This window comes from Streptomyces sp. NRRL S-920 (genome assembly GCF_000717945.1).
Classification (GTDB): domain Bacteria; phylum Actinomycetota; class Actinomycetes; order Streptomycetales; family Streptomycetaceae; genus Streptomyces; species Streptomyces alboniger.
Genome location: NZ_JODF01000045.1, coordinates 13969 through 31910 on the forward strand (window position 1 = coordinate 13969; position 17942 = coordinate 31910).

At 72.7% G+C, this 17942-nt stretch carries 20 protein-coding genes; 6 read left to right on the forward strand and 14 right to left on the reverse strand.

Annotated features, from left to right (window positions below; all coding sequences use genetic code 11):
• Nucleotides 1-63: 63 nt before the first annotated feature.
• Both IG54_RS0126960 and IG54_RS0126965 read left to right on the forward strand, forming a co-directional pair.
• Entirely contained in the window at nucleotides 64-1569 is a 1506-nt protein-coding gene (locus tag IG54_RS0126960) for a bifunctional phosphatase PAP2/diacylglycerol kinase family protein (protein ID WP_030789782.1), read from the forward strand.
• 92 nt (nucleotides 1570-1661) lie between these two features.
• A complete protein-coding gene (locus tag IG54_RS0126965) occupies nucleotides 1662-2471 on the forward strand; it encodes a class I SAM-dependent methyltransferase (protein ID WP_030789785.1) in 810 nt (269 codons plus the stop codon).
• A 116-nt stretch (nucleotides 2472-2587) separates the two neighbouring features.
• Here IG54_RS0126965 and IG54_RS0126970 read toward each other — a convergent pair whose 3' ends face one another.
• Genes IG54_RS0126970 through ligD form a run of 12 tightly spaced genes read right to left on the reverse strand, consistent with a single transcriptional unit; the run spans nucleotide 2588 to nucleotide 11784 of the window.
• Entirely contained in the window at nucleotides 2588-5281 is a 2694-nt protein-coding gene (locus IG54_RS0126970; RefSeq protein WP_030789787.1) for a hypothetical protein, read from the reverse strand.
• A gap of 35 nt (nucleotides 5282-5316) precedes the next feature.
• Nucleotides 5317-5604: a gas vesicle protein K gene (locus IG54_RS0126975; RefSeq protein ID WP_030789790.1), complete on the reverse strand. Its 288-nt coding sequence runs from the start codon at nucleotides 5602-5604 to the stop codon at nucleotides 5317-5319.
• 3 nt (nucleotides 5605-5607) lie between these two features.
• Nucleotides 5608-5796: a gas vesicle protein gene (locus IG54_RS0126980; protein WP_030789793.1), complete on the reverse strand. Its 189-nt coding sequence runs from the start codon at nucleotides 5794-5796 to the stop codon at nucleotides 5608-5610.
• Nucleotides 5793-6626: a GvpL/GvpF family gas vesicle protein gene (locus IG54_RS0126985; protein ID WP_234336358.1), complete on the reverse strand. Its 834-nt coding sequence runs from the start codon at nucleotides 6624-6626 to the stop codon at nucleotides 5793-5795. The genes IG54_RS0126980 and IG54_RS0126985 overlap by 4 nt, the downstream gene beginning before the upstream one ends.
• Complete coding sequence (locus IG54_RS0126990) at nucleotides 6610-6969, reverse strand: gas vesicle protein (protein WP_030789799.1); 360 nt, start codon at nucleotides 6967-6969, stop codon at nucleotides 6610-6612. Before IG54_RS0126990 ends, IG54_RS0126985 begins: the two co-directional genes overlap by 17 nt.
• Nucleotides 6966-8195, reverse strand: a complete 1230-nt coding sequence (locus IG54_RS0126995; protein ID WP_051820000.1) for an SRPBCC family protein — start codon at nucleotides 8193-8195, stop codon at nucleotides 6966-6968. Before IG54_RS0126995 ends, IG54_RS0126990 begins: the two co-directional genes overlap by 4 nt.
• Nucleotides 8188-8916, reverse strand: coding sequence for a hypothetical protein (locus IG54_RS43110; RefSeq protein ID WP_030789805.1), 729 nt, complete (start codon nucleotides 8914-8916; stop codon nucleotides 8188-8190). Before IG54_RS43110 ends, IG54_RS0126995 begins: the two co-directional genes overlap by 8 nt.
• A complete protein-coding gene (locus IG54_RS0127005; RefSeq protein WP_030789808.1) occupies nucleotides 8913-9158 on the reverse strand; it encodes a gas vesicle protein GvpG in 246 nt (81 codons plus the stop codon). Before IG54_RS0127005 ends, IG54_RS43110 begins: the two co-directional genes overlap by 4 nt.
• A gap of 4 nt (nucleotides 9159-9162) precedes the next feature.
• Nucleotides 9163-9903, reverse strand: coding sequence for a GvpL/GvpF family gas vesicle protein (locus tag IG54_RS0127010; RefSeq protein ID WP_030789811.1), 741 nt, complete (start codon nucleotides 9901-9903; stop codon nucleotides 9163-9165).
• Complete coding sequence (locus IG54_RS0127015) at nucleotides 9900-10331, reverse strand: gas vesicle structural protein GvpA (RefSeq protein ID WP_030789826.1); 432 nt, start codon at nucleotides 10329-10331, stop codon at nucleotides 9900-9902. Before IG54_RS0127015 ends, IG54_RS0127010 begins: the two co-directional genes overlap by 4 nt.
• A gap of 57 nt (nucleotides 10332-10388) precedes the next feature.
• Complete coding sequence (locus IG54_RS0127020; protein ID WP_030789829.1) at nucleotides 10389-10748, reverse strand: gas vesicle protein; 360 nt, start codon at nucleotides 10746-10748, stop codon at nucleotides 10389-10391.
• Nucleotides 10749-10797: 49 nt separating this feature from the next.
• Nucleotides 10798-11784, reverse strand: coding sequence for a non-homologous end-joining DNA ligase (gene ligD / locus IG54_RS0127025; protein WP_030789832.1), 987 nt, complete (start codon nucleotides 11782-11784; stop codon nucleotides 10798-10800).
• A 232-nt stretch (nucleotides 11785-12016) separates the two neighbouring features.
• Here ligD and IG54_RS42185 point away from each other — a divergent pair, with 232 nt between their 5' ends.
• Nucleotides 12017-12565, forward strand: a complete 549-nt coding sequence (locus tag IG54_RS42185) for a hypothetical protein (protein WP_051820002.1) — start codon at nucleotides 12017-12019, stop codon at nucleotides 12563-12565.
• Nucleotides 12566-12589: 24 nt separating this feature from the next.
• Here IG54_RS42185 and IG54_RS0127035 read toward each other — a convergent pair whose 3' ends face one another.
• The gene (locus IG54_RS0127035; RefSeq protein WP_030789837.1) at nucleotides 12590-14437 is read right to left on the reverse strand and encodes a transketolase; all 1848 of its coding nucleotides are present in this window, start codon (nucleotides 14435-14437) and stop codon (nucleotides 12590-12592) included.
• A gap of 977 nt (nucleotides 14438-15414) precedes the next feature.
• Between IG54_RS0127035 and IG54_RS0127040 the strand changes: the two genes are divergently transcribed.
• Nucleotides 15415-16512, forward strand: coding sequence for an enolase C-terminal domain-like protein (locus IG54_RS0127040; protein ID WP_030789840.1), 1098 nt, complete (start codon nucleotides 15415-15417; stop codon nucleotides 16510-16512).
• A 99-nt stretch (nucleotides 16513-16611) separates the two neighbouring features.
• On the opposite strand, the gene IG54_RS39395 is transcribed toward IG54_RS0127040, so the two are convergent.
• Nucleotides 16612-17133 (reverse strand): phage holin family protein, encoded by a 522-nt coding sequence (locus IG54_RS39395; RefSeq protein ID WP_051820003.1) that lies wholly within the window; start codon nucleotides 17131-17133, stop codon nucleotides 16612-16614.
• Between the two features lie 181 nt (nucleotides 17134-17314).
• Between IG54_RS39395 and IG54_RS43860 the strand changes: the two genes are divergently transcribed.
• Nucleotides 17315-17392 (forward strand): 50S ribosomal protein bL37, encoded by a 78-nt coding sequence (locus tag IG54_RS43860; RefSeq protein WP_370443954.1) that lies wholly within the window; start codon nucleotides 17315-17317, stop codon nucleotides 17390-17392.
• Between the two features lie 168 nt (nucleotides 17393-17560).
• Nucleotides 17561-17917, forward strand: coding sequence for a VOC family protein (locus tag IG54_RS0127050; RefSeq protein WP_030789844.1), 357 nt, complete (start codon nucleotides 17561-17563; stop codon nucleotides 17915-17917).
• Nucleotides 17918-17942: the final 25 nt, after the last annotated feature.

The following is a 17942-nucleotide window of genomic DNA, read 5'->3' on the forward strand; positions in this document are numbered from 1 at the left end:
CCGTCGCGGCAAACCGGTTTGTGCGGCGGTAGTGGCCGCGACCGGTCCGGGTACCCGGAGCATATGACCGCAGATGTCTCCCCCTCACGTCAGGACGGCCCGCGGGCCCGGCTGCTCGCCCTCGACTACCGCGTCTTCGAAGCGGTCGCCTCCCGGCACTGGCCGGGCGCCGACCGTCTCCTCCCCCGGCTGAGCCGCAGCGCCAACCACGGGCTGCTGTGGTTCGGCACGGCCGCGGCGATGGCGGCGACCGGCACGCCGAGGGCCCGCCGGGCCGCCGTGCGCGGGGTCGCCTCGCTCGCGCTGGCCTCCGCGACCATCAACACGCTCGGCAAGCGCTCGGTGCGGCGGGCCCGGCCGCTGCTCGACTCGGTGCCGCTGATCCGGCAGCTGAAGCGGCAGCCGATCACCACGTCGTTCCCCTCGGGTCACTCCGCGTCCGCCGTGGCCTTCGCCACCGGTGTGGCGCTGGAGTCGCGGGCCTGGGGCGCGGGGGTCGCGCCCGTCGCGGGCGCGGTGGCGCTCTCCCGTGTCTACACCGGCGTGCACTTCCCGGGTGACGTCGTCGCGGGCGCGGCTCTCGGCGCGGGCGCGGCCTTCGCGGTGCGCGGCCTCGCGCCGACCCGCGGTCAGCTGCCCGCCCCGGGCAGGCCGCGTCCCGAGGCGCCCGCCCTGCCCGGCGGCGAGGGCCTGGTTCTGGTCGCCGAGTCCGGTGCGCGCGCCGGTGAGCGTGCGAGGGCCCTGGGGGCCGTCCTGCCACTCGCCGAGGTCATCACCTGTGAGCCGGACGACGTGGGCGCCGAGCTGGAGAAGGCGGCGGGCCGCGCGCGGGCCCTCGGGGTGTGCGGCGGTGACGGCTCCGTCAACGCCGCGGCGGGTGTCGCCCTGCGCCACGGGCTGCCGCTCGCGGTGCTGCCCGGCGGCAGGCCGGACCACTTCGCCTACGACATCGGCGTGGAGGAGACGCGCGACCTGTGCCGTGCCGTGGAGGAGGGCGGCGCGGTGACGGTCGACGTGGGCCGCTTCCGCTCGCCGGACGGCACTCCCGAGGAGGACAGGACCGAGGGGATCTTCCTCAACACCTTCAGCCTCGGTGTCCTCCCGGAGACGGTCCGCCGCAGCGACCGCTGGGCACGCCGCCTGGGCGACCGGCCCGCGTCCGCCCTCGCCGCCCTGCGGACGCTGCGCTCGACGCCCGCGCCGATGAGCGCCGAGGTCCGGGGCCGCAGGCGGCCGCTGTGGCTGCTCTTCGCGGGCAACGGCTCGTACCACCGGTTCGGTCTCGCGCCGGGGCGGCGGCTCGACCTGGCGGACGGGCTGCTGGACGTACGCGCCGTGCACGGCGGGCGGAAGCCGGGCGTGCGGCTGCTCGCCGCCGCGCTCGCCGGTTCCGCGGTCCGCACCCCGGTCCAGGCGGCGGTGCGACTGCGGAGTCTGCGGGTGGACGACATCGGACCGGGCACGGTGGCGGCGTACGACGGTGAACTCACCGACGTCCAGGGCGCATTGCTGCTCGACAAGCTCTCGGAGGCGCTCACGGTCTATCGGCCGCTCCCCGTCATCGGGTGACCAGATACTGATACACGGGTCTCATTATTCGGCGCGGCGGCGTAGGTTCGGCGTACCGCAGCAAGCGTGCAGCGAACCTGGAGGAGTCCGCCATGCCGAAGGAAACCGCCGTCTATACGCACGGGCACCACGAGTCCGTGCTGCGTTCCCACACCTGGCGCACCGCCGCCAACTCCGCCGCGTACCTCGTCGGTTCGCTGAAGTCGGACATGACGGTCCTCGACATCGGCTGCGGGCCCGGCACCATCACCGCCGACCTGGCGGCGCTGGTTCCGCGGGGCCGTGTCACGGGCGTCGACCACGCGCCGGACATCCTCGGCACGGCACGCGCCACGGCTGGTGAACGCGGCCTGGACAACGTGGACTTCGCCGTCGCGGACGTGCACGACCTCGACTTCCCCGACGACACGTTCAACGTCGTGCACGCCCATCAGGTGCTCCAGCACGTGGGCGATCCGGTGCGGGCGCTGAGCGAGATGCGGCGGGTCTGCAAGCCGGGCGGCATCATCGCGGCCCGCGACGCCGACTACGCGGCGATGACCTGGTACCCGAAGGTGCCCGCCCTGGACGACTGGCTGGACCTGTACCGGCGGGTGGCCCGCGCCAACGGCGGCGAGCCGGATGCCGGGCGCCGCCTCAAGTCCTGGGCCCTGGAGGCCGGTCTCACGGACGTCACCGCGAGCGCCGGCACGTGGTGTTACTCCTCCGACGAGGAGCGGGCCTGGTGGAGCGGGCTGTGGGCGGACCGCACGGTCGCCTCCTCCTACGCCGAACGCGCGGTGTCGGGCGGGCACGCGGACGTCGAGCAGCTGCGGGCTCTCGCGGCGGCGTGGCGGGAGTGGGGCGGGGCGCAGGACGGGTGGTTCGTGGTGCTGCACGGCGAGATCCTCTGCCGCAAGTAGCGCGCGTTGCGCTCCCCCGCATCCGACGCGCGCGTCGTTCTCTGCCGCATCCGGCACGCGTCGTCCTCCGCCGGGCCGCATCCGGCGTGCGTCCCGGGCGCGGGCTCGACCGGCTCTCAGCGGCGGCCGCCCCCTCCGCCTCCGCCGGTGCTGGATCCTCCGGTCGTGGAGGTGACACAGCCGGTACAGGGGCCCGTGCCCTGCCGCAGATACCGGCGCTGGTTCGCCAGATCGACCGCGAGTCGCGGCGACGTCACCTCGGCGGGGACGCCGACGCCGAACCGGCCGTAGAACGCGAGCAGGCCGGCGTCGACGCGTGCGACGGCCGCGTGGGTGCGCTCGTAGGCCACCGCCGTCAGACGGCGGACGTCGACGCGTACGAGTCGGCCGCCCTCGGGCGGGGGCCGGCCGACGCCCTCGCCCCACCGGTGGAAGACCTTCTTCACCGGGCCGTCCTCCACCAGGCCGCCGAGGTACTCCTTGACCAGCTGCACGGCCTGGTTGTCGCCCAGGTCGAGGGCGTCGAAGGTGCGGGTGATCGCGAGGGAGGCCAGCTCGGCGAACCGGTCGGTCCGCTGCTCGCGTTCCGCGGTGCGCCGCTGGGTCTCGTCGAGCTGGGCGAGCCGGCCGTCGAGGTCGTCGGCCTCCGGGGTCGGCTCGGGTGGGGGCGCCGGTTCGTCGAGCGCGAGGGTGGCGGCCTGGAAGCGGCCGACCTGCCGGGCGATGTCCAGCGCCGTCCGGTTCACGGGCTCTCCGGGCGGCGAGGGAGCGGCCCGGTCCACGGCGAGGATCACGGCTCGCAGCCGGGCGGCGGCCCGGGGGTGCGCCGTGACCTGCTGGTGGATCTCCTTGTACGCGGCTGTGGCGCCCTCGGCGTACTGCCGACGCTGGACCTCCAGCGCGTATCTCTCGGCCATCGGCCGCTTCCACGCGCCCTCGGACACCGGGGCCAGCGCGACGAGGAACAGCAGGGCGACCATGATGCCGATGCTGACCCCTGACAGGGAGCGCCGGGCGAAGTTGGCGGTGAGGCCCAGCGGCAGCCGGGATTCGCCGAAGCGCGCCGGGCGCCACCGACGCCTGAGCCGCCCGACGCGGTCCGGCCATCGCAGGGCCGCGTAACTGCCGAGCGCCAGCGCCGTGTAGACCGCCAGCCAGTACAGCCAGTGCACCTCGGTCAGTCCTTGGATCCTCTCCACGACGCCGCGTACGACGCTGACTTGGCGCGGGCTGAACGACAGTACGTTGGCCAGCCACACCATCAACACGCTGAGCACCAGGCCGAGTTCCACGGACAGGACGATGTCGGCCGCCGCCTGCACCGTCGGCCGTGCCGAGTCCTTCAGCTTGCGCCAGCCGCGCCAGGAGAGCCAGATGGCGAGCGGGAAGAGGAATCCGGCGGCCGGCACGAGAGTCAGTACGTCCCCGGAGACGAGCTGCTCGACGGCGAGGACGACGAGGAACACGCCTGGCAGATCCGGAAGGTGCCGCACGATCAGGCGCTCGGAGACACCGCACCGCTTCACCGCGAGCAGCAACGTCCAGCCGCCGAAGAAGAGCAGGACCACCAGGGGGACCAGGCGGGAGGGGAACGCGCGGAACAGGACGACGAGCAGGGCCACCGGCGGGACGGTCGCGCACAGCGCGAGGACGGCCGCGGCGATGTAGCGGCGGTGCCGGAACCAGCGGATCACGGGCTCGACGATCAGGGCGCCGACTATTTCCGGCGCGGCCATGACGGCTGCCGCGAGACCGATGCCCGCGACCGCGCCGACGATTCCGCCGAGGGCGGCCCTGACGGCGGCGAGGAGTGCGGCGCCCGGACCGTCGATGCCCTGCGCGGTGCCGAGGTGCCAGGCCGCCCACGCGCCCACCCCGAAGGTGACGTACAGGGCCAGGAGTTCCGGCACTCCGGTCAGTGGTTCCGGATCGTCCCCGGGAGCCGGCGCGGGGCCGGTCGGCGCTGGCTCGCCCGAAGCCGCCGTCTCCGGAGTCGCCGTCTCTGGAGACGGTTCGGGCGCGGCGCGGGCCGTCCGCGGTCTGCGTGCGCGCAGCCGACGGGCGAGATCGAGGAAGATCTCCAGGTTGGGCACCCGACTCCCGGGCCGCACGAAATAGGTCGGGAAGTCGCTGCCCCGCGAGGTGACCACGAGGTCGCCCTCGGCCGTGAGCGAGAGCGAGTCGACGTCCTCCCAGGCAGTGAAGTCGTCCCGGCCGCGCCTACGCCGTACGGTCAGCCCGTCTCGGCTCAACACCAGCTCTCCGAAAGGGACTTCACCGCCGTTCAGAGCGGTCTCGGCGGCCGGGGCCAGCTGCTCGTCCCGGACACCCTGCCGGACCACCGGGCCCCACTCCCCCTCCGGGGGGAGCGTGACGACCGCCCCCTCGGGGTTGGACACCTTGTAGCGGTTCGGGCCGTGCGTGAAGACAGCGGCCGACCGCCAGGGATAGACCGCTTCCGTCCCGTCGCCCGCGATCGCGACAAGGCCCTTGTCGTAGAGGCGGAACTCCACTCTCGTGTGCCGCCGGTACCTCGACGCGCGGACGGCGAACGGCACCAGCAGCGCCAGTCCGGCGAACACCGCGGCCGCGCCGCCCGCGTCCCGGCCGAACACCGCGCCGAAAAGGAGCGTCAGGAGGTAGGTCAGGGCCGAGAAGGGGGTGAGGGTCAGCAGGAGCAGCGCGTACCCGGAGGGCTTGCCGCGCCGCGGGGGGCAGGTACGGCGATGCCGCCCCAGCCCCGGACGCTCCTCCGCCCCGCCCTCCGCGTCGTCCTCTGTGTCATCGTCTGCGCCCCCGACCTCATCCATCTCGGGAAGCGTCCCACACAACTCGCGGTAAGCGCCTAGTCCTTCGGCAGGAGCGAGCCCAGCGGACCGAGGTCCAGATTCAGGTCCTCGGCCCGCAGGCCGTACCGGTCGCGCAGCTCGGCCATCCGGTCCTCCAGGAGCATCAGCGTCAGTCCGATCCGCTCCTCCTGGTCCTCGGTGAGGTCACCGGTGTCGAAGCGGCGCACGGCCTGGCGCTCCATGAGCTGGCGCAGCAGCTCGATGATGGTCAGGACCAGTTTCACCAGGTCCCGCTCCACGGTGTCCGGATCGAGGTCCATGCGTTTGCGGTCGCCGCCATCCATGGGTTACTCCAATTCCGGCCACGGTGACGGCACTTGTTCGTTCACCGAGCTGATCAGGGCGTTCAAGTCGATACGTACGAGGTCGACGTCCGCGATCCGCAGCGTGATGTCGCCCTTGATGACGACCCCGCCCGCGAGAAGGCGGTCGAGCAGGTCCACCAGGGCTATCTCACGCCGCTCGACGACCGTCATCGGGAGCGCCCCGCGTCATCGGCGCCCGTTTTGTCGGCGCCCGTTTCGTCATGGGCGGTGAAGGAGTACGCCGCCCAGGGGCCCGTCAGCTCCACCCGCAGACCGGAGGATTCCCTCTCCTCGTCCTTGGTGCGGTCCACGAGTTCGACGAACTCCTCGGAGTGCGCGCGGGGCACCAGATAGGCGGCGTTGAGGATGTTCCGTCCGGGCGCCTTGGACAGGGAGGAGTTCTGCGGGGCGTGCAGCCTGGAGTCGTCGGCCCGGCGCGACAGCTTCTCGTGCAGGGCCTGGGCGAAGGCCTCGGCGCGTTGCCAGCTCTCGTCCTGGGCGGTCTGCCGGCTGCGCCGCTGGCGCAGATAGTCGCGCCCCGAGAGCGGCTTGCTCGCCGCCGCCCCGGCGGGCCGCTCCCGCGAGGACTCCTCGCTCTCCAGATGAACCTTGACGCCCCATTCCACGCATCCGTCGATCCGGTCGAGGACCCGCCGGAAGCGGTCCGCCCCCTCCTCCAGCATGGCGCGTACGCCGCTGTCGTCCCGGAAGACGGTCGCGAGCCGCAGCGGCAGCGGGCAGGTGACACTGGTCAGCGCCGCGATCACCCGCTGGTGTGCGCGGGCCGTGTCGGAGAGCCAGTCCAGGTCCTCCAGATGCCTGCGCAGCGGCTCCTCCGCGAAGTCCCGCTCCGGCACCGGGCCCACCACGGCGATGAGGCCTTCGTGGGCGAGCTGCCGGGGCGGCACGCCGCCGACCCCGGTCAGGTCGGCGGCGAGCGGCGCGTCCAGCGGGCGGCAGACCGCGTAGACGTAGCGCAGTTCCTCACTTGCCAGGCTCACGTGACTCCTTCTCGGCGGGCTCCAGGACGCCCTGGGACTCCAGTTCCTCCAGACGCCGCCTCAACTCGGCGTTCTCCTGGGAGAGTTCCTTGTGGCGCGCTCCGGACGACAGCGCCGGGTCCTGCTCCCACCAGTCGATACCCATCTCCTTGGCCTTGTCGACGGAGGCGACGATGAGGCGGAGCTTGATGGTGAGCAGTTCGATGTCGAGCAGATTGATCTTGATGTCGCCCGCGATGACGATGCCCTTGTCCAGGACGCGTTCAAGGATGTCCGCGAGGTTGGCCCCTCCGCCGCTGCTGCCGTAGGGGCCGGGCAGGCCGCCGCCCGGGGAGGCCGTCATCGGCTGTCCCGTCCGCCGTCGGCCGACCCGGCGTACTCGCGACGCTTCTCCTCGTCGACATCGGCCTCCTCATCGACCTCGTCCTCGGGCTCGACGTCCGTCTCGTCCTCAGGCTCGTCGTCCGTCTCCTCATCGACCTCGTCCTCGTCGACTTCGCCGTCGGCCTCTTCGTCGTACTCGGCCTCGGGCTCGTCCTCGGGCTCGGGCTCGGGCTCGTCGGCTTCCTCCTCGGCCTCTTCGTCGTACTCGGCCTCGGGCTCGTCGAGTTCCTCCTCGGGCTCGCCCTCGTCCTCGTCCTCGTACTCCGCCTCCGGCGCGTCCTCGCGGTCCTCGCCGTCCTCTTCGTACGCGTGGTCCTCGTCGTACTCGGCCTCGGGGCGCTCGTCTTCGGACTCCTCATCGGCCACGGCGTCCTCGTGACTGCGGACGACCTCGCCGTCGCGGATCTCACCGCGCCAGCCGTCGCTCGCCTCGCCGCGCAGCGTGATGTGCCGGGCGAAGTGCTTGAGGTCGAGGCGTGCCCTGCGGCCCTGGGCACGCCAGATGTTGCCGGTCTTCTCGAAGAGCCCCTGCGGGTAGTACTCGATGACCAGCAGGACCCGGGTGAGGTTCTCCGCGAGCGGGTGGAAGGTGACGGCGCCCTTCGCCGTCCCCTTGGCTCCCTCGGACGTCCAGGTGATCCGCTGGTCCGGGACCTGCTCGGTGGTGTGCGCCTTCCAACTGCGCTTGGACCAGAAGACCTTGAGCTTCCAGTCGATGTCCGTGTCGCTCGCGACGGTCGCGTCCTCGACGCCCTTCGCGAAGGTGGAGAACTCCTGGTACTGCGTCCACTGGTCGTACGCCTCACGGACCGGGACGCCGACGTCGACGTACTCCAGGATGACGGTGGGCTTCTTGCCCGCGCCGCCCTTCTTGCGCTTGCCGCCCCCGACGCCCTTGACGGCGTCGGTGACCTTCTCCTTCAGCCGGCTGCCGCCCAGTTCCAGCGCGCCACGCACCGGACCCTTGCCCTCGGCGACCTTCTTGCCCGCCTCCAGCGCGAGCTTGCGGAAGCCGGGGCTCTTGCCGTCCGCGATGTCGTTCAGCTTGACGGTGGCGTCGCCGAGGCGGTGGCCCACGCCGATGAGCATGCGCTCGATCTGCGCCATGAGGTAGGCCTGCGCCTCTTCCTTCAGGCGGTCGGCGGCGGGGCCGCGCGTGATGTTGCCCAGGGGTGACTCAGCCACGGTCGCCTCCCTTCGCCCGGCCGCCGCCCGTACGGGACGCCGAGGCCGTCTTGCGGGCGCCGCCGCGAGCCGCCGAAGCCGACTTCTTCTGGGCGGTCTTGCTCTGGGCCGCCTTGCTCTGGCCGGTCTTGCTCTCGGCCGTCTTGCTCTGACCGGTCTTGCTCTGGGCGGCCCTGCTCCGGCCAGCCTGCTTCGGCACGGTCTTGCGGGCCGTCTTCTTCGCCGCGGTCTTCTTCGCGGCCGGCTTCGACGGCCTCTTGGCGGCCGTCTTCCTGCCCCGCCCGGCCGGCTCGGACTCCGCGTCGTCCTCGTCCTCGTCCCGTTCGTCCTCGTCCCGGGGCGCGTCCGCATCGTCCGCGTCGTCCTCGTCGTCCCGGCCCACGTCCTTGACGTCGTCCGGCGCCACGCCGGAGATCCGGTCCTGGACGTCGAGGGTGCGGTCGTGCAGCCGGTCGGCGAGGCCTTCGAGCTGGCGGTTCAGGAGCGATCCCGTGGCGGCCTTGCCCACACCCCGCAGATCCTCGCGCAGCTGATCGCCGATCTCCTTGAACTGCGGGTTGTTCTCCAGCTGCTGGGTCACCAGCGACCCCAGCGCCTTCGGGCTCAGGTTCAGCCGCTTGCCCGCGACCATCGTGCCGACGGCGAACGCGAACTTCGCCTTCTTCGTGCGGCCGAGGACGTATCCCGCGCCCACGGCAAGGCCCATTGCCAGTCGGTTCATTGTCTGAAGTCCTGTCCTGTGCTGTGTTGCAGCCGGTCGAGGAGTTCGTCCTCGCCCCGTTCGAACTCGTCCTCGTCGATCTCGCCCGCCTCCAGGCGCTGCTCGAGGCGGGCGAGTTCGCGACGGATGGCCGAGGGGTCGTAGTACTGCCGCTCCGCCTCGTCGACGACCTGTCTCAGCACCCAGAGGGAGCCGCGGGCCGGGGCCAGCGGCAGCATGAGCAGTTCGCCGATGAGTCCCATCGCGTCACTCCGCCGGTCCGGCGGGGCCCGGGTCGACGAAGCTGTACGGCGGCAGCGGGCCGTGCACCGTGAGTTCCAAGTGCGGCTGGGTGGTGCGGAGTTCGTCCACCGCGGCGACGAAGCCCTCGGCGGACTTGCGGCTCACCAGGAACGAGATGTTGGCGAGCCAGCCGGTGCTCTCGGGCCCGTCGGCGACCGCCTCGGCCGTCGGTTCCAGCGCGCGCCGCACCTCGACGGCGTCGCTCGCCTCGCGGGCCCGCACCGCGGAGGTGACCGCCTCACCGAGCTGCAACTTCTGCTCCTGGCTGCCGCCGCCCTGGCGCTGATTGGCCTCGACCATGGCGCGCAGCTCCGGGTTCTCCGCGAGGACCTGGTGCAGCACCGCCTGTTCGTTGTGCGTGGCCTTCACGTTGTACTCGACCTTGCCGTCGAGGGTGCGCAGCCGTTCCGTGTAGTGATCGGCGCGCTCCCCGAGCACGGATACGACGGTCTCGTCGTCCGGCGCGAGGCTGCCGAAGCGCATCGGGAGCACGGAGCCCGCGGCGCCCGCCTCCGAGAGGACGTTCTGGTGGGCGAGCAGGTCACGCCGCTTGGGCTTGAGGTCCTCGGGGGCGTCGCTCACGATAGCGGCGAGATCACCCTGCTTGAGGATGCGCACGGGGCACGCAGGCTTCCCGATGCCCTCCATGCCGTCCGGCAGGGCCGGGTGGGAGCTGTTGGCGATGCCGTAGACGTAGGTGGTCACTCCTTCTCCTCCTTGCGGCGCGAGGTCGTGGACCGCCGGGCCCGCGGGCGCTCCTCGGTCTGTCGCTGGCCTTCCTCACGGGACTGCTTGAAGGCGTCCGATATGGTCTCGGCCGCTCCGGAGAGCGCGCCCTTGGACTTGCCCTTGGCGCCGGACTCGGTGATCTCACCGACGAGGTCGGGCAGGCCGGGGTCCTTCTTCGGCCCGGATTCCAGGTCGAGGCGGTTGCACGCCTCGGCGAACCGCAGATAGGTGTCGACGCTCGCGACGACGACACGGACATCGACCTTCAGGATCTCGATGCCGACGAGCGAGACGCGTACGAAGGCGTCGATGACGAGACCTCGGTCGAGGATCAGCTCCACGACGTCGTACAGGCCGCTGGAGCCGCCTCCACCGCCGGACTGTTGTGCCGGGACTACGGTCATACCGACTGAGCCTCCTTGCTGTGGGTCCGTTACTGGTTGCCTTGTTGCCTTGTTCCGTTAGGTGTTGCGGGGGTCCGAACGTCCGCGCTCGTACCGGCGGATCCGCCGGTAACCGGTCAGCTCGCCCTGCGAGTCGAGCCGCACCTCGTACGTCGCCAGCAGGCTCATCGTGTCCGGGACGCGGGCCAGTTCAAGCACCTCGATCTCCAACAGCCATCCCTCCTCGGTGCGTTCGAAGGACGCCACCGATTCGGCTGTCATCCCGGTCAGCTCGGCGAGCTGGGTCTGGGCGGCCCGCAGAACGGCCATGGGGCCCGGCAGTTCGTCCTGCGCGGTGTCCGATGTCTTGTTGTTCTTCTCGTTCTGCGCGGTGTCCGATGTCTTGTCGTCTGTTGTCTTACGTGACGTATTGGCCATGTTCACCTCCCGGTACGTGTGTCCCGGTGTCCCTTGGCCAAACCTCGCCTCAGCCACGCAGGGCGCGCAGCTTGCGGCGGGCCGGTCCAAGGGCGCGTCCGTTGCGCGGGACGCCGGCCCACGGGTCGGTGCGGGCCTGTTCCAGGGCGTTCTCGATGGTCCAGCGGCGGGCGTGCACGGCGGGGTCGTCGAGCTGTTCCCAGGCGAGCGGGACGGCTACCGGGGCGCCGGGCTCGGCCCGCACGGAGTAGGGGGCCACCGCTGTCTGCGCGTACCCGTTGCGCTGCACGTCGAGGTAGAGCCGGTCGCCGCGCGCCTCTTTGCGGGCGGCCGTGGTGAGCCGGTCGGGGTGCGCGGCGGCGAGCGTGTCGGCGACGTCCTTGGCGAACTCGCGTACGTCGTCGAAGTCGTGGTGGCCATTGAGGGGCACGACGACGTGCAGTCCGCGTGAGCCGGTCGTCATCAGGGCGGACGGCAGGCTCATGTGGTCGAGCAGCTCCCCGAGCAGCCGGGCCGCGTCGCGCACGGCGCCGAAGTCGTCCTTCGCCGGGTCCAGGTCGAAGACCAGCCGGTCGGGGTGGTCGATTTTGCCGGTGCGGGAGAGCCAGCGGTGCAGGGTGAGACAGGCCTGGTCGGCGAGGAAGAGCAGCGTGGCGGTGTCGTCGCACACGGTGTGCGTGACCGTGCCGCCCTTCTTGGCGACCTCGGCGCGGGTGATCCACTCCGGGTAGTGGTCCGGTGTGTCCTTCTGCATGAAGCGGGGGCCGTCGACACCGTCGGGGTGGCGCTCCAGCATCAGGGGGCGGCCGCGCAGGTGGGGCAGCATGAAGGGGGCGACGGACCGGTAGTAGTCGAAGAGGTCCGCTTTCGTGTAGCCCCTCCCGGCGCCCTCGCCTTGCGCACGGCCCTCGCTGCTGCCGCCGCCGCTTCTTTCCCTGCCGCCGCCGTCGTCGTCACCGGCCGGGAAGAGGACCTTCTCCGGCCGGTGCAGCTCCACGGTGCGGCGGCCCGCCCGCACCGTCCGTACGTCGCTCATGGGCGTTTCCTTCCGCTCGGGTCACCGGGTCGGACGGACTCGTCGGGTACCCCGGGGCGGCCCCGGTAGTCGCCCCGGGCCCCCTGGCGCGGTGGGGTTCACCCTGGTCGGGAGGGTGGCTGGCACCACCGGGAACCAGGGGGACGGCGGGCGTGTCCGGCGGCGCCCCGGCCGGGAGGATCGAAGGCACCGAACGGCACTCCCGCATCAACGACCCTCTGTGAGGCCCGCCATGACGCACGACTCGGACCTGCGTTCCGGTCCGCGGCACACCCGCCCCCGCCCCAGCCCCCAGCCGTCGGCGCCGCTGGCCCGTGTGCTCCCGAGAACGGACGAGCCGCCCGCTCCCACGCCCGTCAGGGCGGCCTTCGCGCTCTGGCTCACCGCGGTCGCCGCCGGTGTCTTCGAGACGGTGCTCGCAGTGATCGGGGAGGTGGCCGACGGCGGCGCGTCCACCGGTGACCTCGCGGGCGGTCTCGCCCTGCGCGTGGCCGTGTACTCGGCGGCCGTGCTGGTCGCGGTGCGGATGCGGCGCGGCGGGAACTGGGCGCGGCTCACCCTGGCAGGCGTTCTCGGCGTCCTCGGCACGCTGTCCCTGCTCGTCGGGCCCGTACGCCGGCTGGCCGACGGGCATCGGATCGGCGAGGCCTTCCGCGACCTGGACGCCGTGGACGTCCTGTTCGCCGGGAGCCGCCTGCTGCATCTGGCGGCGGTGCTGACGGCGGTCGTCCTGATGTTCCGCCCCGCGGCCAACGCGTGGTTCAGGAGGACGGCCCGGTGAGCCCCGAGCAGCGCCGCAGGGAGATCACCGCACCACCGCCTCCTCCACCAGCAGTCGGGCCGCCGCGGCGATCGACTGGGCGTCGATGCCCGCCGCGCGCAGCTGCTCCTCGGGGGACGCCGAGCCGGGCATCGTCCGCACCGCGAGCCGGACCAGGCGCGGCACCGGGCCGCCGTCGGTGAACGCGTCGAGGACCGCGTCGCCGAGGCCGCCCTCCTCGCGGTGGTCCTCGACGGTGACCAGGCAGCCGGTCTGTGTGGCCGCCTCGCGCAGGGTCTGGCGGTCGACGGGCTTGACGGAGTACAGGTCGATGACGCGCACCGGAATGCCCTCGTTCTCCAGCAACTCCGCCGCGGACAGGGCCTCGTGGACGGTCACCCCGGCGGCGACGAGGGTCAACCGGTCGGCGTCGGAGGAGCGCAGGACCTTGGAGCCGCCGATGGGGAACTCCTCGCCGGGGCCGTAGATGACGGGCGTGTTCCCGCGTGACGTACGCAGGTAGCGCACGCCGTCGAGATCGGCCATCTGGGCGATGAGCCGCCCGGTCTGGTGGGCGTCGCACGGGTAAAGGACCGTCGAGCCGTGCACCGCGCGGAACATCGCCAGGTCTTCGAGGCCCATCTGGGAGGGACCGTCCTCGCCGATGGCTACGCCCGCGTGGGAGCCGACGAGGTTGATGCCCGCGCCGCTGATCGCCGCCATCCGTACGAAGTCGTGGGCGCGCGTGAGGAACGCCGCGAACGTCGACGCGTACGGCACCCAGCCGCGCGCCGCCATGCCGACGGCGGAGGCGACCAGCTGCTGCTCGGCGATGTAGCACTCGAAGTAGCGGTCGGGGTGTTCCTTGGCGAAGTACTCCGTGCGTGTCGAGTCGCCCACTTCGCCGTCGAGGGCGACCACGTCGCCGCGGGCGGTGCCGAGGGCGGCGAGCGCCTGCCCGTAGGCGTCGCGGGTGGCGATGTCCTCGCCGACGTCGTGGCGGGGCAGTTCGAGGTGGCCGGCGCGCTCCGCGTGCAGGGTGCGCGCCGCGGCCGGCTTGCGCACCTCGACGCGTACGTCGCGTACGCCGCCCAGCTCCTCGACGGCCGACTCCGCGTCCGGCAGCGGCTTGCCGTGCAGCCCCTCGCGGTTCTCGATGGAGGCGACGCCCTTGCCCTTGAGGGTGCGGGCGAGGATGACGGTCGGCTGCCCGGCGGTGGAGCCCGCCTCCTGGAAGGCGCGGTCGACGGCGTCGACGTCGTGCCCGTCGGTCTCGACGACGTGCCAGTCGAAGGCCTTGAAGCGGTCGGCGTAGGCCTTCAGGTTCCACTCGTGGCGGGTCGGCCCTCGCTGGCCGAGCCGGTTGACGTCGACGATCACGGTGAGGTTGTCGAGGTGTTCGTATCCGGCGTGCTCGGCGGCCTCCCAGACGGAGCCCTCGGCGAGTTCGCTGTCGCCGCAGAGCACCCAGACGCGGTAGGGGATGCGTTCGAGCCGCTTGCCGGAGAGTGCCATGCCGACGCCGACGGGCAGGCCCTGCCCGAGCGAGCCGGTGGCGACCTCCACCCACGGCAGGGCGCGGGGTGTCGGGTGCCCCTGGAGGCGGCTGCCCTCCTTGCGGAAGGTCAGCAGTTCGTCGTCGGTGAGGGCGCCCGCCGCCTTGTACGCCGCGTAGAGCAGCGGGGAGGCGTGGCCCTTGGAGAGGATGAAGCGGTCGTTGCCCGGATGGTCCGGGCGGTCGAAGTCGTAGTGCAGATGGCGGGCCGTGAGCACCGCCATCAGGTCGGCGGCGGACATCGACGAGGTGGGGTGCCCGGAGCCGGCGGCGGCCGCGGCGCGGACCGAGTCGACACGCAGCTGCTGGGCGAGGGTGGAGAGGTCACTGCTGGTCATGAGGGGGTCTCCTTGCTGTGCGGGGCCGCCTGGGCGTGGCGGCCCTAGGGGTCGCGGTCCGGCACGGGCGTTCGGGCCGTCTTCGGTGCGGGGCCTGTCGGCGCGGGCGTCCGGGGTGCCTGGGGTGCCTTGGTGTCCGCCGGGAGCGGCGACGAGCGGACCGGGCTGGGCCGGGGGGTGCCGAGCCGGGGGCGCCGAGCCGTACGCGGCCGACCCGCGCGTCCCGGCGCGGCGGTACGGCGTCCAGGAGCCAGTCTGCTGCGCCCCGGACGCGAGCGCCCGGCATGACCGCCAGGTGGTGGCCGCGCGCGCGGGCCGCGGCGACGCGCCCCGGCGGCACGGCCCGGCGCGCCCGGCGCCGGGCGGCCCGGGGGCGGGCGGCCCGGGGGCGGCGACGGCCGCCGTGTCCGCACCGGGTCGGCCGGACCTGTGGGGTCGGCCGGGGCCGCCGGGCCGGGGTGTGCGCCGCACGGTGACGGGCGGACCCGGCTCCGGCGATGACGGTGCGGGGTCGGCTCATGGTGTGCCTCCGGCGGGGTCGGGTCCGGCGGGCTCGGAACCCTCCGCGTGCCCCGGCCCGCCGGGCGGCAAACTCCGGATGCGGGGGCGCCGGGCCCGGACCGGCGGGCGCCCGGAAGCAGAGGAGGGCGGCTGCCCGGAAGCAACGCCTCCGGGGGCCGAAAACCGAGGTCCGGCACGCTTCGGACGCCGTTTGCTGCCGCGTCCCGGGGTTACCCGAGGCCGTAGTCCCTGAGTTACCCGGAGCCATAGCCCCGGCGTTACCCGGAGCCATAGCCCCCGGGTTACCCGGAGCCGAAGTCCCGGGGTTACCCCGAGCCGTATCCGACCCGTTTCCCTCGACCCTCGACGCACCGGAGACGCATCCCCACGCCCCCGGCCGCCGCGCCCTGCGCGCGCACCTGTCCCGCGCCCGCGCCCCCGAACCCCCCGCGCACGATGAACCGAGGAAGTCCCAGATGAAGGACGCAGTCGCGATCGAACGGCCCGTCGTCTCCGCGTACACGGTGCCCGCGGACGCACCCGAGGCGGACGGCACCTTCGCCTGGGACACCACGACGGTCGTCATCGTGGAGATCACCGCGGGCGACGCGACGGGCACCGGCTGGACGTACGCGCCCGCATCCGTCGCCGTGCTCGTCGACGAGCAGCTCACCCCCGCCGTCCTCGGCCGGGACGCCCTCGACATCCCCGCGGCGCACGACGCGATGACGAAGGCGGTACGCGACACCGGGCGCCCCGGCGCCGCGGGCTGCGCGATCTCGGCGGTCGACATCGCGCTGTGGGACCTGAAGGCCCGCCTCCTGGAACTGCCGCTCGTACGTCTCCTCGGCGCGGCCCGCGACGAGGTTCCCGTCTACGGCAGCGGCGGCTTCACGACGTACCACGACACGCATCTGGCGGCGCAGCTGAACGGATGGGTGCACGGCCAGCACATCCCGCGCGTCAAGATCAAGATCGGCGAGCGGTGGGGCCGGGCCGCGGGCCGCGACGTATCGCGCGTGCGCACCGCGCGTGACGTCATCGGCCCCCAGGCCGAGTTGTACGTCGACGCGAACGGCGGCTACACGCGCAAGCAGGCCGTACGGGTGGGCAGGGTGCTCGCCGAGCACGGCGTGGGCTGGTTCGAGGAACCGGTGTCATCGGACGACCTGCGGGGCCTCGCGCTGGTCAGGGACGCGCTGATGTGTGACGTGACGGCGGGCGAGTACGGCTACGACCTGCCCTACTTCGCCCGCATGATCCCGTCCGTGGACTGTTTGCAGGTGGACGCGACGCGCTGCGGCGGCCTCACCGAGTGGCTGCGCGCGGCGGCTCTCGCGCAGGCGCACGGCCTGGAGGTCTCGGCGCACTGCGCGCCGCACGCACATGCCGCGGTCGCCGCGTGCGTGCCGAACCTGCGGCACATCGAGTGGTTCCACGACCACGTGCGGATCGAGTCGATGTTCTTCGCCGGGGCCCTCGACCCGACCGGCGGCGTCGTGCGCCCGGAGGGTGGCGTCGGGCACGGCTTGGAGCTGCGCACGGCCGATGTGGAGGAGTTCCGGGTGGTGTGAGGGGTTCCGGGTGGTGTGAGGACCCTCGTCCCAGGCCCCCGTCCCCCGGCGGCCGCACACGGCTCCGGCTCCCGGCGTCCGCCGCCCGCGCCAGCGCCGTCAGCGCTCGTCGCGCCGAGGCGTCTCGGGGGCCTCGGCGGGCGCCGCGGGCACGGAGGGCGGCATCGGCGGCGGTGCGGGGGTGCCGGGGGGAACGACCGGGGCGGCGAGGCCGTCGCCCGTGACGCCCGCGGCACCCGCGGCACCCGGAGCCCCCGCTGCCGGATCCGCGTACTGGGCGGCGGCGCCGGGGTGGGCCGCCGGGCGCTCGGCGCTCGGGCGTGCCGCGTTGCGCAGCAGCATCGCGGCGACGGCGAGCAGCGCGCCGACGATCAGGGCCGCCGCCCAGTCGGGCAGCACCAGGGCGAGCGCGAGACCGGCGGCGAGGGCGGCGGCGGCGCCCGCGTAGAACGCGGTGGCGCCTGAACCGGCGTAGAACACGGCCTTGCGCCGCTGCTTCTTGGTCTGCTCGCGCAGTTCCTCCCGCAGTTCGCTACGGATCGTACGGACCAGCTCGTCGGTCAGGGCCTTGTCGAACGGCTGCTTGCCGAGGCCGGTCTGGGGTTTGTCGAAGCCAGTCATGGCGCCCCGGGTACCCGGGGCGCGCGGCCCGTAACGGCACTGTCCCGAGGGGGGGTGGGTCCGCGCGACATCACACGCGATGTGACGCAGGTCACATCATAACGGGATCACGCTTTGGGTAGGCGGCGCATGATCGCCTGGGTTCGCACCTGGGAAGCACCACCGAAACACGGAGGTATCCATGTCCTCGAAGCGACGTCGCAAGAAGAAGGCCCGCCGCAAGAACGGCGCGAACCACGGCAGCCGTCCCCAGTCCTGACGACGGGTGACGGCAGGAGGGCGGCACCGTACGGTGCCGCCCTCCACTGTGTCTGCCCGGCACGGGAGTTGAGGGAGCGTCCTCGCGGGAGGCGGTGGCGAGGGAGCGGGCAATCATGAAATCGTTGCGGAGCCGTTGGCGGGCCACAGAGGTGAGGGCGTTCCAATCATGGAGATCCTGGGAACCACGCTGCGCATCTGCGTCGAGGACCTGGAGTCCTCGGTCGCGTTCTACGAGCGCCTCGCGGGCGGCAAGGCGATGCGCTTCGAGCGCGGCGGCGTCTCCGTGGCCGCGATCGGCTGCTTCCTGCTGATGAGCGGCCCGGAGCAGGAGCTGGAGATCCTCCGCAAGGTCTCGGCGACCATCGCGGTGCGGGACGTGGACGAGGCGTACGCCGTACTGAACGCGTCCGGCGCCCGCGTCATCGCGGGCCCCGTCCCCACCCCCGCCGGGCGCAACCTCATCGCGATGCACCCCGACGGCGCCGTCTTCGAGTACGTGGACCGCCGCGCCACAGCGCCCTGACCCACCCGGCCCGACCGGCCCCGGT